General features: G+C 63.3%; 11 protein-coding genes and 1 tRNA gene. 6 read left to right on the top strand and 6 right to left on the bottom strand.

What is annotated here, in order from left to right:
• Positions 1-190: 190 nt before the first annotated feature.
• The 3 genes from HL657_RS12245 to iorA all read right to left on the bottom strand — a co-directional run bounded on the left by HL657_RS12245 (position 191) and on the right by iorA (position 3977).
• On the bottom strand, positions 191-1531 hold the full coding sequence (locus HL657_RS12245; protein WP_317297097.1) for a small ribosomal subunit Rsm22 family protein: 1341 nt from the start codon (positions 1529-1531) through the stop codon (positions 191-193).
• A 92-nt stretch (positions 1532-1623) separates the two neighbouring features.
• The gene (locus HL657_RS12240) at positions 1624-2211 is read right to left on the bottom strand and encodes an indolepyruvate oxidoreductase subunit beta (protein ID WP_317297096.1); all 588 of its coding nucleotides are present in this window, start codon (positions 2209-2211) and stop codon (positions 1624-1626) included.
• Entirely contained in the window at positions 2208-3977 is a 1770-nt protein-coding gene (gene iorA, locus HL657_RS12235) for an indolepyruvate ferredoxin oxidoreductase subunit alpha (RefSeq protein WP_317297095.1), read from the bottom strand. The genes HL657_RS12240 and iorA overlap by 4 nt, the downstream gene beginning before the upstream one ends.
• Positions 3978-4416: 439 nt before the next feature.
• On the opposite strand from iorA, the gene HL657_RS12230 reads away from it, so the two are divergent.
• Both HL657_RS12230 and HL657_RS12225 read left to right on the top strand, forming a co-directional pair.
• Positions 4417-4489 (top strand) — tRNA-Ile (locus tag HL657_RS12230).
• Positions 4490-4659: 170 nt separating this feature from the next.
• Complete coding sequence (locus HL657_RS12225) at positions 4660-5844, top strand: RNA-guided endonuclease InsQ/TnpB family protein (protein ID WP_317297094.1); 1185 nt, start codon at positions 4660-4662, stop codon at positions 5842-5844.
• A 129-nt stretch (positions 5845-5973) separates the two neighbouring features.
• Here HL657_RS12225 and HL657_RS12220 read toward each other — a convergent pair whose 3' ends face one another.
• Positions 5974-7260, bottom strand: coding sequence for a uracil-xanthine permease family protein (locus tag HL657_RS12220; RefSeq protein ID WP_317297093.1), 1287 nt, complete (start codon positions 7258-7260; stop codon positions 5974-5976).
• Between the two features lie 252 nt (positions 7261-7512).
• Between HL657_RS12220 and HL657_RS12215 the strand changes: the two genes are divergently transcribed.
• The 3 genes from HL657_RS12215 (at position 7513) to HL657_RS12205 (ending at position 10730) form a co-directional block, all read left to right on the top strand.
• Positions 7513-8439, top strand: coding sequence for an ABC transporter ATP-binding protein (locus HL657_RS12215; protein WP_317297092.1), 927 nt, complete (start codon positions 7513-7515; stop codon positions 8437-8439).
• The gene (locus HL657_RS12210) at positions 8436-9137 is read left to right on the top strand and encodes an ABC transporter permease (protein ID WP_301676820.1); all 702 of its coding nucleotides are present in this window, start codon (positions 8436-8438) and stop codon (positions 9135-9137) included. The genes HL657_RS12215 and HL657_RS12210 overlap by 4 nt, the downstream gene beginning before the upstream one ends.
• Before the next feature lie 66 nt (positions 9138-9203).
• Complete coding sequence (locus HL657_RS12205; RefSeq protein ID WP_317297091.1) at positions 9204-10730, top strand: PAS domain S-box protein; 1527 nt, start codon at positions 9204-9206, stop codon at positions 10728-10730.
• A 65-nt stretch (positions 10731-10795) separates the two neighbouring features.
• On the opposite strand, the gene serS is transcribed toward HL657_RS12205, so the two are convergent.
• Positions 10796-12073: a serine--tRNA ligase gene (gene serS, locus HL657_RS12200; protein ID WP_317297090.1), complete on the bottom strand. Its 1278-nt coding sequence runs from the start codon at positions 12071-12073 to the stop codon at positions 10796-10798.
• A 152-nt stretch (positions 12074-12225) separates the two neighbouring features.
• Between serS and HL657_RS12195 the strand changes: the two genes are divergently transcribed.
• Entirely contained in the window at positions 12226-12678 is a 453-nt protein-coding gene (locus HL657_RS12195; RefSeq protein WP_317297089.1) for a hypothetical protein, read from the top strand.
• 152 nt (positions 12679-12830) lie between these two features.
• On the opposite strand, the gene HL657_RS12190 is transcribed toward HL657_RS12195, so the two are convergent.
• Positions 12831-13358, bottom strand: coding sequence for a hypothetical protein (locus HL657_RS12190; RefSeq protein WP_317297088.1), 528 nt, complete (start codon positions 13356-13358; stop codon positions 12831-12833).
• Between the last annotated feature and the right edge of the window lie 17 nt (positions 13359-13375).

The following is a 13375-nucleotide window of genomic DNA, read 5'->3' as shown; positions in this document are numbered from 1 at the left end:
CCCTCCCCTGAAACCCCTCCCCCAGTCGCGATAGCCACCACGGTCCAGTAGATCGGGTTTTCCCAAGTTTTTACTGTTCTGAGGTGCTATCGAAGAGCCCGATCTGCAATCTGCTCCCGTTTTTCCCTCTCATATATGGTAAGATGACGGGAACTATACCTGAATGCCGGCAGGAGGAACAACTCCAGCCTTACACCCTCTCCGTCCCGCTCCCTTCTCCCCCCGAACACCCAACCGGCTCGATCCGGGTCCCCGGGAGGATGACCAGATTGTACGCACCATGGTCGCGGTTGAAGCGGACGAGAACCCCGTAGAGCCGGACGATGTCGCTGTAGGGGAGACCTTCGAGCGCGTCGCGGTTCGTGCCGCGGAGGGTCGCCGGGACGACGGCGTAGGTGGGGTCCGTGGGCGTCCCGTCGCAGACCTTGTAGACCTTCGTCCGGTTATCCCCGAGGTTCCTGGACATCAGCGCGGCGACGACATTGATCTTTTTGTCGCGGTGACGGCGGAGGTGGGAGAGGGGAGCGAACTTCGCCCCCGGCGGGACGCGGTAGGCGTGCTGTGTCTTTGTGTCTTTGCGCAGGAGCGCTGACGAGTATTTGATATCGACGTTCATGAACCGGTAGCCGTCTTTCCCCGCCGCGAGACGCTCCATCAGCCGGGTCGGGCGGATGTCGCCTTTCTGCTCGAACGTCCAGCACCGGGCGGGGTTGCAGGCGGTTCCCCGGATGAACGAGCAGGGGCTGTAGACGGTAAGGCCCCGGTCCGCGATCGCCCGCACGGTCTGCCGCATGGCGGTGGAGTTCGCGAGGTCGGCGGGCTCCACGACGATTATCGTCCCGTCGGGCGCGAGCCGTTCGGCGAGAGAGGCGACGAGGTCGGCCCGCCGGTCGATATCGAGGTGGCGGAGTTCGTTCAAGACGTTCGAGAAGACCATGAGGTCTATCCGGTCGGGCAGGTCCCCGGCCTCGAGCGCCCCGATGTCGGCGCGGATGGGTTTATGCACCCGCACGGCGTTTCCTCGCGCCGCGGCGGCGGCCGGGACGAGGGCGTTGTAGGCCTCGAGGTGCTCCTCTGATCGTTCGACGGCGTAGACCTCCGCGGAGCCGCTCCCTATCCGCCCGAGGAGATCGATGACGGCGAGCGGCACGACTCCCGGCCCGGTGCCGAGATCGAGGATGCGCATCCGGGGTTTTGCGAGCCTCTGGTGGATGACCTGCCAGAGGATGTGCTCGAACTGCACCAGATAGACCGGCGCATGGTAGGCCAGGTAGCCAAGAACCTGGTAGGCCTTCCGGTAACTCACCCGTTTCTCTTTCCAGTAGCGGCTCTTCTGGGCGAGGATGGCGTTACGCATCCGGTCGAGCACGACCGGATCGTCCCGGGACTTGGCGGTCTTCTTCTCGATGTAGGACTCGACGATTTGCTGGATATAGTCCGGAACCTCCGGCTTCTCGAAGAACGCGAGCTGCCGCTCGCGTCCGGCATCGTCGACTGTTAACGGCCCTTCAACGCTACCCCGCTCACTCATGGCATACCAGCTCGGCAGGATGGGTAATACAGGTTGCGGGCGCCCCGTTCTGCGGTAAAATAAGGATGTATGGGGAGGCCGGCGGATCTCGCTCAGGGCGTGCCGGCGCCCTTCTCCCGGCCGAGCCGGAAGGCCGCGGTGTTGACCTCGACGGTCTTTGGCGGCACGCACCGCCGCACCGCCTCTTCGAGGGTCTCGGGCCGGAGCGAGATATCGCCCGACGCCGCGCCGAGCATCACGATGTTCTGCGAGAGGATGCTCCCCGCCTCCTCTGCGAGGGCCGCGGCGTCGATGCAGGTGACGTCGAGGTCGGCGAGCGCGGCGAGGATGCTCTCCTCGTCGGGGACGTCCAGATCCTGCTGGTAAACCGACGTCGGGACGACCAGGTGCCGGTTCACGACAAGCCTCCCTCCTGCCGGGAGGTAGTGCCGGTAGCGAAGGGCCTCGAGGAGGTCGAAGGCGACGAGGAGATCGGCCGTCCCCGGCACGATCAGGGAGCCGTGCTTTCCGTCAATGCGGATGTGGCTCTCCACCGACCCGCCGCGCTGCGCCATCCCGTGGGTCTCGGCGCTCCGGACGGTGCGGTTCTCGATGATGCAGGCCTCGCCGAGGACGTTCGAGGCGAGAACGGTTCCCTGGCCGCCGATACCGACGATCAGGATATCGAACGAGGGTCTCATCGCCGTCCCTCCATGACGATCGCGCCCGACGGACAGATGTCCGCGCAGACGCCGCAACCGGCGCAGAGTTCGGTTATCGTTGCGTTCTTATCGACGAACGCGATCGCCGGGCAGCCGAACGACCGGCAGGCGCCGCAGCCCGTGCACCGTTCGGGGTCGACCGTGTAGGGTTTGCGTTTGATCCCGCTCCGGCGGGCGGTGATGACGCAGGGCTGCTTCGCGATGATCACGCGGACGCCCTTGCGCTCCTTTGCCCTCCGGAAGGTGTCGAGGAGCACCGGCAGATCGTAGGGGTCGACTGTCTCGACCCAGGAGACCCCGCACGACCGGCAGATCGCGTCGAGCGATATCGGGGTGCTCTCCTCGCCCGTGGCCGTCACTCCCGTATTGGGGTTTGGCTGGTGCCCGGTCATGGCTGTGATCCGGTTGTCCAGGATGACGACGACCATGTCCGCGCCGTTGTAGACGGCGTTTAAGAGCCCCGGTATTCCCGTATGCAGGAACGTCGAGTCGCCGATGGTCGAGATCACGGGCCGTTCCTCCCCCGACCGGGCGATCCCGCTCCCGACGGTGATCGAGGCGCCCATGCAGATGGTGGTGTCCACCGCCCCGAGCTGGAGACCGAGGGTGTAGCACCCGATGTCGCTCGGGAAGATGCCGTCGCGGAAGACCTTCCGCATCGCGTAAAACGTCGGCCGGTGCATGCACCCTGCGCAGAGGATCGGCGGACGGGGCGGCACACCCTGGGCCGGGGCGGCCGCCGGGAAGGTCGTCGTGGGACTCATACCCGCCTTCTGGAGCGCGGCGGCGACTGTCGCCGGGGTGAACTCTCCTTCGTAAGGAACCGTGCCGGTCATCTTACCGACGACCTCGGTCTTCGTCGCCGCCTGACGCACCGCCTCCTCGACGACCGGGTCGAGTTCTTCGACGACGAGAACCTTCTCGTGCCGGTCGACGAAGTCTGCCAGCCACTCCTCGTCGATCGGGTAGGCGCCGACGATCGCGAGCGAGACGTCGTCGGGGAGCACTTCCTGGACGTAGGCGGCCGAGACGCCGCTCGCGACGACGGCGGTCCTGCCCCGGACGGTGTGACGGTTGTAGCCGAGTTCGACCAGCCGCTTTTTCAACGTCGGCTGCTTCTCGTTCAGTTTTTTGTGCAGCACCCGGGTATGCGCGGGGATGACCACGTACTGTTTCGGGTCGCGCCGGAACTCGGCGGTCCGGTATTCGGTGCCGATCTTCCCGAGGTCGACGTCACCCTTCGAGTGGCAGATCCGGGTGGTGGGGCGGAAGATGACCGGCAGACCGAACTCCTCGGAGAGGGCAAAGGCGTCCCGCATCATATCGTGCGCCTCCTGGACCGACGCCGGGTCGAGGCAGGGGAGCCGGGCGAAGTGCGCGTAGCGCCGGGTGTCCTGCTCGTTCTGGGAGCTGTGCGCGAAGGGGTCGTCGGCGGAGAGGACGACGAACCCGCCGGTCACCCCGGTGTATGCGCTCGTCATCAGGGGATCGGCCGCCACGTTCAGCCCGACGTGCTTCATGGTGCAGAGTGCGCGGACCCCGCACCAGGCGGCGGCAAGCGCGTTCTCGAAGGCGACTTTCTCGTTCGTGGACCATTCCACGGTGAAGGGCCGCTCCTTCTGCACCCGGAGGATATCGATCACTTCGGATGACGGCGTTCCCGGGTAGCCGCTGGCAAAATCGATGTTTGCCTCCAGGCATGCGTGAGCGATGCCCTCGTTTCCGAGTAGGTATCGTATTGCCATTGTTCCACTCAACTATACTTCTATCATCAGTTTTCAACATAGCGCTTTGGATGCCCTGTCCGGAACGGTCCGGTGCTGAAATGCCAGGTATTGCAGGGTAGTCCTGACGGCCCGTACCCTTTGCGTATCATTGTTCTCCGGTGAGCCTTGCGTACCAGCAGGGTGCAGGTGCGTCTTCGGCACCGCGGGGGATGCCGCACGCCTCTCTCCCCATTGATAAGCCGGGGGGTTGACGATCGCGAAACCGATGCTTGCCTCGATGCGGCCCTGCGCGTCGGTTCCGTTTCCGGGAGGGTACCTATCTGCGGGGTTCGTCCCATGCTGTCGTCCTGGTCTGTTCTTCGCTGGTGTCATTTTCCGACGATTCAGGAGTAGAGTCCTTGCAAAACCTTTAAATTGAAGATTGTACAATATTTGTAGGCACTAATACAGGTGTATCGGGCCCGTAGCATAGCTGGTGGTGCACCCGGCTGATAACCGGGAGGTCGTGCGTTCGAATCGCATCGGGCCCATCGTTCCTCATTTTATGTAATTTCCAGGGGTTTTTGAACAGGTGGTGCACCCGGCAGATTACAGATCCGGGGTTCAAGGGGTGCAAGAAAGCCCCCGGCTTTAGCCGTGGGGATGAATTGCCCCCCTTGGTCCGTTCACTTTCACCCCGCCCGGGACAGATTATAGCCTGATGAGCGCCAATGGCTCCCTGGAGTTCGCAATGCGCTACGTCACCCGGTACCGGATCTACCCTTCGCAGAAGGTAGAGGGGCGGCTGTTCACCAGCTTTGTGAGGTGTGCCTTTGTCCGGAACTGGTGCCTTGAGAACAAAGTGTATCAGGACTCCTGTCTCCCGAAGTTGAAAGCCGAGTATCCCGAGCTGAAGGAAGTCCACAGCAAGGTTCTACAGAACGTCGTCCAGCAGATCGTCCACAACCTCCGTGCTCTCAGAAAGCTGAAGGAACAGGGGAGAAAGGTCGGCAAGCTGCGGAAGAAGTGGGTCCACTCGATGATCTACGAGCAGACGGGGTTCAAGCTCACGGGCAACCGCCTCTGGCTGAGCAAGATCGGGGAGATGCGAATCGAGCTCAGCCGCCCGGTACCGGGAAGGATCAAGCAGATCGTGATCAAGCACACCAAGGCTCACAAGTGGTTCGTGGCGATCATCTCCGAGACCCCAGATACCCCTGAGCCGACGACCGGCACCCGGGCGGTCGGGATCGACCTGAACCTGGAGAACTTCTCCACCGACACCGATGGCACGGTCTTCCCGCACCCCTATAACGTCAGGAAGGCCGCAAAACGGCTCGGCCGAGCTCAGAGAAGACTCTCCCGGGCCGTGGACGGGAGCCGGAACCGCCGGAAGCAGCGGGTCCGGGTTGCCCGGATCCACGAGCAGGTGGAGAACCGGAGAAACGATTTCCTGCACAAGTGGAGCCGGTACTATGTTGACCACTACGATCTCATCGCTCTGGAACACCTGAACATCAAACCGATGGTCGAATCGCTGGATGCAAAACTTCGCGGCAGATCCCAGTCTATTCTCGATGCCGCGTGGTACAAAGCAAGAGAGTTCATACGCTACAAAGCTGCGAATGCTGGTAAGTATGTGCATCTGATCGATCCGGCCTATACGACGCAGGACTGTTTCCTCTGCGGGCACCGGGAAAAGAAGGATCTCTGGCAGCGAACCCATTTCTGTCCGGTCTGCGGCTACACCGTCCCCCGGGATCTGAACGCTGCACAAAATATCCTGAAACGAGCATCCGTAGGGTGGGGCACACCCGAATCTACGCTTGTGGAGATCAGGACCTCTACACCGCCAAGCCCGGCGGTGCACGTCCCGGTCAACGAAACAAGAATCTCCCGGCTTTAGCCGTGGAGAGTGTCAAACTATGCCTTTCTCCAGGTCGTCTGTTCTAAATTCATGCCGCATTTGCGGTTACCCGGCAACTCTCTCGTTTCGGATTGCGGGAAACGGGAGGCGATCCAAGAGCGCACCCGTTCAGCTCCGATCCTGCGGTCGCCGCCGGTAAACGATGTGCTCAAGCCCGAGGACCGTGACGATGCCCACCACAAAGCCGTTTGCGATCAGGGGACGGATCACCGCCGGGAGTCCTGCGGCGACCTCCGGGGGCAGGAACGCCACCAGTGTCCCGAGGAGAAGAGGGATGCCGACGATCAGCCCTCCGTCGAACGTTTCTACCGCCTTGCTCTCCTGCCCGAGCATAAGCCCCGCTGCGATCTGGGCAGCCATGACGTAGGTGAGGACGACGCCGATGACGGGGCCCGGGATGCTACTCAGGTAACCGATGGCAAGCGGCGATGCAGCCATAAGCCCGATCGCTACGGCGGCCGGGACCAGGGCGAACCGGGACGCGCACCCGGTGGCGGCGATGACGCCCGGGGAGAGCGAGAAGTTCACCGGGCCGATCACCCCCGTAAGGCCCGCGAGAGCGTTCCCGAGGCCGGTGACGATCACCCCCCGGTTCACCCGCTCGCCCATTCCGTCGGCCTTGAGAAGACCGCCCACCGACTGGATCGACCCGAGGTCGTTCGTGGCGAGTGCGAGGTAGCAGATCAGGAACGCTGCGAGCACCCCGACGTCGGGCACGGCGAGCGGTGCGAGCAGGTTTCCAGGCAGCGCGACGAGGGCGGTATCCGCGGGAGGAGGGGCGACTGCGCCGAAAAGAGCGATGTAGGCCGGCGTGCCGAGGAGGATCGCCCAGAGCGCCAGGGTTGACTTCCAGATCCCTTGCAGGAACCCGCCGGCGATGAAGAGGGCAAGCGCAAACACGACGGCAAAGAGGAAGGTCCGGGTCGCCGAGACTATGCCGCCCCCATCCGTAGCCAGGTTGAGGATGGTGGGTGCGAGGGTGAATGCGATGAGCATGAGGACGACCACGATCACCCGGGGTGTGAAGAGGCGTTTGAGGTATCCGATGAGCCCGGTCGCCGCGAGTCCGGTGAGGAAGAGCCCGCCGATCACCAGCGACGCATTGATGGCCGGAAATCCCGCATCGAGGCTTGCCAGGATCCCGACCAGGAGCACAGTCGCCGGGCCGAGCACCAGGGGGAGCCTGTGCCCGAGGTATACCTGCAGGAGCAGCATCAGGGCGACGAGGAGGAAGAGTCTCTGGAGGTACGGGATGGCCGACCCGTCCGTCTGGAGGTCGGCAACCACCCTGCCGATGATGAGGACGAGGGGGACACTCACCGCCAGCCACTGCAGGCCGAAGATGAGCAGCGATGCCAGCCCCGGCCGGTCGTCGATGCCGTAAGAGAACTCCATCGTAGTGGCTCCAGGTTGATGTGCCGGACCGGACAGCGGGTCTTGCGGCGCACAGGGAAGAGTTTCGTTCCCTGTATGATAGGCTTTCTCTTTCCCGCCCTTCACGCAAAAGTCACTCTTTTTACGTCGTGCGAGGAGATCTATCCCTATGTTCTTCACCGTATATGCGGCAAAAACCTCCCGCATAACCCCCGATACCCATCACGCACTCTCCCGGCCCTGCACCACCCGGTGCGGGAGGAGGAGGCAGGCGTGAACGCCGTCGAGGTCAGCGCCCTCTCGAGGTCGTTCGACGGCCGCGAAATCCTCCGCGACGTCTCGTTCACCGTCGGGCACGGCGAGATATTCGGCTACCTCGGGCCGAACGGCGCCGGGAAGACCACGACCATCCGGATCCTGCTCGGCCTGCTCGCCCCCGGCGAGGGCGAGGTCCGGGTCCTCGGGAGGGACCTCGCCGCCGACGACGAAGCACGCGCGAGAGTCGGAGTGCTCTTCGAGAACAATGGTCTTGCCGACCGGATGAGTGCCGCGGACAACCTGGCCTACTACGCCGGGCTCTATGGCGTCGAAGACCCTGTAGTGAGGATCGACGAACTCCTCGCGCTCGTCGATCTCGCCGACCGGCGGGACGACCCGGTCGGGACGTTCTCGACCGGCATGAAGCGGAAACTCGGGATCGCCCGGGCGATCCTCCACCGGCCCGAGGTGGTCTTCCTCGATGAACCCTCTTCCGGCCTCGACCCCGGCGCGCAGAGGATGGTCCGCGACCTCATCATCGAACTCTCCCGCCGGGAGGAGATGACCGTGTTCTTAAACTCCCACCACCTCGACGAGGTTCAGCGGATCTGCTCCACGGTCGCGATCCTTGCGGGAGGGAGGATCCGGGCCTTCGATTCGGTAGAAAACCTCACCACGGCCTCCGGCCGCCCCTCCGTGACGGTCACCCTCGCCGGTGCCGGCGAGGGCGCGTGCGAGGTCGTGGGGAACCTGCCGTATGTCACGGAATGCGACGTGGACGGCGACGCCCTCCACTGCACCCTCGCCGACCCGACCGCGACCCCCGACCTCATCACGGTCCTCGTCGGGGCAGGGTTCCGTATCGAGGAGGTTCGCCGGTCGTCGCGGTCGCTTGAGGAGATCTATCTCGAGCACGTCGGCCGAGCGGAGGATGAGGCATGAACACGTTTCGCGTCATCGCCGGCCGCGAGATGCGGCTCGCCCTCCGGAACCGGAGCGTCCTCATCTCGGCGCTCATCTTTGCAGTATGGTTCCCGGTCATGTCGGCTCTCAGTATCGCTGTGGGTGCCGAGGGAGATGCTGCCGCCGTCGCCGGCGGGATCGCTGGGATCACCCTCCCGGTCGGGGTCTTCATGGGCTACATCTTCTGCGCCGACGCTTTCCTCCGCGAGAAGCGGGACGGCACCATCGAGACACTCCTCTGCGCCCCGGTCTCGCTCCGCCGCCTCTGGGAGGGGAAGGCTATCGGGGTCACCGTCCCGGCTTATGTGATGATGCTTCTCTCGGCCGCAGTAAGCGTCGCGGCGATCACCGCCCTCACCGGCGTCTCCATCGCCGCTGAACCCCTGCTCATCCTTCACTTCGTAGCCGTCGTCCCGGTCTGGATCGCCGCCTCGGCCGGTCTCATCGGCGCGGCCCAACTCGCGCTCGGGATGCGGGAGAACCAGATCCTCGGTTTCGTCTTCATCTTCGGGTTCATCTTCCTCATCGTCGTGCTCCAGGGCGTCGCACCGGGTGGCGGGGGCCTCTCGGTGACGACGGAGGGTATCTTCGCGGCAGCAGGGCTCGCGCTCCTCGCTCTCGCCCGATTCATTGCCGGGAAGGTGACGAAGGAGCGGATCGTCCGGACGATCCCGTGACATCCTGACCCCCCACCTTCCCCGAGCCAAGGTATGATATACCGGTGCAGCAAGGATGCACCTGTTATGCAGGAGGAGCACGATCTCCCGAACCGCATCCTTCGTGCTCTCCGGTTCCGGCCGAAGGGCATGACTATCACCGAGGTGGCAAAGCAGCTCGGCGTCACCCGGAATTCGGTCTCGAAACACCTCGAGATCCTCCAGATCGCCGGTAAAGTCGACATCCGCAACATCGGCAACGCAAAACTCTTCTCTCTCGCCCAGCGCGTCCCGATCTCAGCCTTCCTCTGCTTCACGAAGAACCTGATCCTCATCCTCGATGCCGACCAGCGGATCGTCCAGGTCAACGACCAGTGCCTGAAGCACCTCCGGCAGTCGAAGGACGACCTTCTCGGCCGCACCATCCGCGAGGCCGCCCTCCCTGTCGTCTCCACCCCCGAGGCGCTTGCGGTGATCGATGAGCTTGAGCGGGAGCAGGTGATCGCCGATATCCGCTACGCGCGGGAGGACGGGGAGTTCTTCTACCAGATGCAGGCAATCCCGACGACGTTCGAGGATGGGGAGAAGGGGTGCACCCTCGTCCTTGAGGAGATCACCGAGCGGAAACGCTACGTTCGGAACATGGAATTTCTCGCCCGGACCGCGATGGAACTCGTTGACCTGCAACCAGTGGAGGACATCTACCGGTATGTCGTCGACGGGCTCATGGAACTCGTGCCGGGAGCGTATGCCTACATCTTCTCCTACGATGAGGCCGACCGGCAGTTCGTCATCCGGGCGGTCGCGGGCGAGGGGTTCCGGGAGGAACTCACGGAACTCCTGGGACGGGACCCTGTCGGCCTGGAACTCCCGATCGCCCGGGCCTTCGACGCCCCATATCACCAGACCCCGCTCTCGCTGCGCGGCCTCCAGGAGTTCGTCCTTCGTCCCGAACCATCTTCGTTGTCGTTCTATGGCCTCTGTTTTGAGGCGATCCCGGAGGAGGTCTGCGAGGCAATCCTCTCCCGCTTCGATATCGCAAAGATATGCATCATGGGGCTGGTCTGGCGGGAGGAGATCTTCGGCCTCACAGGCATCTTCCTCCCTCCGGGAAGGGAACTTGAGAACCGGGAGACAATTGAGTCGTTCGTCCGCCAGGCCTCGATCGCGCTTGCCCGGCGCGAGACCGCCGAGCGGCTTCGCCGCAGCGAATCCCGTTTCCGGGACCTGGTCGACTCCTCCCCCGTCGCGGCCGCCGTCATCGAGAGCGACGGCCGCTACGCCTACCTCAACCGGGCGTTCATCGACCTCTTCGGGTACACGCTTGCGGATATCCCCACCGGGAAGGACTGGTTCCGGCTGGCGTTCCCCGATCCCGTCCGCCGCCGTAAGGCGATCGCCGCCTGGCAGGCGGATCGGGAAGAGGCCGGCCCATGCCACTCCCGGCCGCGAACGTTCTCCGTCAGGTGCAAGGATGGGAAGGAAAAGACAATTCGCTTCTCGCCGGTCGAGCTCTCCGACGGGACACAGTACATTACCTACGAGGACGTCACCGAGGAGCGCCGGGTCTACGGGATGCTGGTAGGCGAGATTGCAGGGCTGCGACGGAAGTAACCCTGTTCCCGGCGTCCTACGGATAGGAAAAAAGGTATTGTCGGCCTCGTGCAGGCCCGGTGCGCCTACAGCGTCTCCTCGCCGTAGAGGTAGGGCCTGAGGGCCCCGGGAATCGTGACCGAGCCGTCCTCGTTCTGGTTGTTCTCGAGGATCGCCCGGATCGCGCGCGAGGTCGCGATCGCGGTGCTGTTTAAGGTATGCACATAGCGCTTCTCGGTGAACTCGGTCGGGTCGCGCACCTTGATGTTCAGCCGAACCGCCTGGTAGGCCGTGCAGTTCGAGCAGGATACCGCTTCGCGGTAGCGCTCCTCGCGCGGCATCCAGACCTCGAGGTCATACTTCTTTGCGGCGACCGTCCCGATGTCCCCCGTGCAGATCGAGACGACCCGGTAGGGAAGTTCGAGTTGCTGGAATACCTCCTCGGCGTTCGCCATCAGCTCCTCGTGGAGGTCCCAGGACTGCTCGGGGGTGGCGTAGATAAACTGCTCCACCTTGTGGAACTGGTGGACGCGGAAGAGCCCCTTCGTATCGAGCCCGTGCGCCCCAATCTCGCGCCGGAAACACGGGCTCAGCCCCGCAAGCCGGAGCGGCAGATCCTTCTCCTCGAAGATCTCGTCGCTGTACATCGCGGCCATCGGGTGCTCGCTCGTCGCGATGAGGTACTCGTCCTCGCCGTCGAGCTTGTACATGACGTTCTCGAAGTCGGCGAGGTCGGTCACGCCCTCGTATGCAGCCCGGTTCATCATGTAGGGAGGGATGATCGGGGTGTATCCGCGCTCAACAAGGATATCCATCGCAAACCGCTGGAGCGCCATATCGAGCAGGGCGAGCCTCCCCTTCAAGAAGTAAAACCCGGATCCGGCAATCTTCGCTGCGCGTTCGAAGTCCGCCCAGTCGTGCTCGACGGCGAGCGCGCCGTGGTTCTTCAGGTCGAACGCGGGAAGTTTCGGTTCACCCCACCGCCGGATCTCGACGTTTTCGGAGTCGTCCTTGCCGACGGGCACGCTCTCGTGGAGGATGTTCGGGAGCCGCATCAGGCGGTACCGTACCGCTTCGGTGAGCGTCTCACGCTCTGCCTCCGCCTCCTTGACCCGCGCGGGGAGGTCCGCCGCCTCGGCAAGAAGTCTCGTGATATCATTTCCTGCCTTTCTCGCCTGGCTGATCTCGCGGGATATGACGTTTCTTCGGTTGCGCAGGTTTCCGATCTCCACGGTGAGTTCCCGTGCTCTCCGGTCCATCTCCAGCACCTCGTCGACCCAGGCCAGTTTCTCGGTGTCTCCTCTCTTCGTGAGGTCTGCCCGGACGATCTCGGGGTGTGCACGAACGAACTTCAACTCAAGCATACTGTCTCGTATGTACTTCGCCATGACGGTATATGGTCATGTTGCCCTTCTGCGGGGTGAGTACAGGCGATCCCCTGGCTGTGCCCGGATCACACCCTGCCTTCGCCACCCGAAGCCTATCCTTATAATTTCCGACGAACCAACTCATCTACATGGAAAAGAACCAGAAGATCGTCCTGGTGACGGGCACCCTCATCACGCTCGCGCTGCTCTTCATCGAGCCCTTCTTCGCCCTCATCGCGCTGGTCTTCATGCTCGCTATCCTGATGAGTTTCAGTATCATGAGAGATACGGAGAACTACCCGCTGATCACCGCGGATCTCTCGGAAGATGCACGGGAGGTCATCCTCACCAACACGGGCACCGCGAGGGCGCAGAAGATTCGGGTTGCCCTCGTCCCGCTCAACATCGATTTCGAGGTCGCCTCACTCGACCCTGACGAGGAATCCGGATTCAGCCTGGCATCGATGATCTCGGAGGCAAAAGCGGTCGTCACGTACGAGAATGCCGAAGGCCGGCAATTTCAGCGCTCGTATCCGCTCTCGGCGCTCGGTGCCGGGCGCGATCCCACCGAACCGATGTTCCCTATCTTCGGGAGCCGGTGAGGGAGGCAGGCCGGAGGCCGGCGTGTTGACCACGGTGTCCTGGCCCTGCCGGTCGCTCTACCATGTCCTGCGAATGCCGAAGCCTGGCGGCTTCTCGTGCTCCGTTCCTCGCACCTACCGGTGCTCAAACTCCCGCCCTCCGGAAAAAACGTTTATCTGGACCCAAGATACTCGAGCGTCCGCGCGAGCGCGGCCATCAGTTCTTCTTCCTTCTGTGCGTACTCGTAGAGCGCCCGGTAGAGCATGAAGACGAGGTCGTAGCCGTAGACGTTGAACGCTTCCTCCGGTGTCAGGGGAGCGAGATACGACTCAGTCCTGATCTCGGTGTTGGTGTACATCAACTCGTGGAAAGCCCCGTCTTCGTCGAGAACGCATACCTGGACATCGACGGGCTTGCTCGGGTCATCCGGACGGTACGGGAGCGGGTCGCCCTTCCCGAGGACGATCATCTTCTTCTCGTAGAACTCCTGGTCGTAGAGCTCCCCGGATGCCTCCCTCTTCGCGCGCCGGAGCATCTCAAGCCCGATCTGCTTCACGACCGGCGCCGTATCGGCACCCATCCGTGCAAGGAGGGTTTCTACGTTGCCCCGGAGTTCCGAGGCCGACTCTTCCTTCTTCGCCTGCAGGTCCTCGAGCTCCTTGAGGAGCCGGGTGTATCCCTCTTCGATGATCGGATCCATTGTTCACCTAACTCTCG

Source organism: Methanoculleus nereidis, assembly GCF_032944295.1.
Taxonomy (GTDB): domain Archaea; phylum Halobacteriota; class Methanomicrobia; order Methanomicrobiales; family Methanoculleaceae; genus Methanoculleus; species Methanoculleus nereidis.
Note: the sequence above shows the minus strand (reverse complement) of the source record. Positions and strands in the feature narration are given on the sequence as shown.

Coding starts and splice junctions, on each gene's coding strand:
- HL657_RS12245 (WP_317297097.1), bottom strand. CDS start 1,531: ATGAGTGAGCGGGGTAGCGTTGAAGGGCCGTTAACAGTCGACGATGCC.
- HL657_RS12240 (WP_317297096.1), bottom strand. CDS start 2,211: ATGAGACCCTCGTTCGATATCCTGATCGTCGGTATCGGCGGCCAGGGA.
- iorA (WP_317297095.1), bottom strand. CDS start 3,977: ATGGCAATACGATACCTACTCGGAAACGAGGGCATCGCTCACGCATGC.
- HL657_RS12225 (WP_317297094.1), top strand. CDS start 4,660: ATGAGCGCCAATGGCTCCCTGGAGTTCGCAATGCGCTACGTCACCCGG.
- HL657_RS12220 (WP_317297093.1), bottom strand. CDS start 7,260: ATGGAGTTCTCTTACGGCATCGACGACCGGCCGGGGCTGGCATCGCTG.
- HL657_RS12210 (WP_301676820.1), top strand. CDS start 8,436: ATGAACACGTTTCGCGTCATCGCCGGCCGCGAGATGCGGCTCGCCCTC.
- HL657_RS12205 (WP_317297091.1), top strand. CDS start 9,204: ATGCAGGAGGAGCACGATCTCCCGAACCGCATCCTTCGTGCTCTCCGG.
- serS (WP_317297090.1), bottom strand. CDS start 12,073: ATGCTTGAGTTGAAGTTCGTTCGTGCACACCCCGAGATCGTCCGGGCA.
- HL657_RS12195 (WP_317297089.1), top strand. CDS start 12,226: ATGGAAAAGAACCAGAAGATCGTCCTGGTGACGGGCACCCTCATCACG.
- HL657_RS12190 (WP_317297088.1), bottom strand. CDS start 13,358: ATGGATCCGATCATCGAAGAGGGATACACCCGGCTCCTCAAGGAGCTC.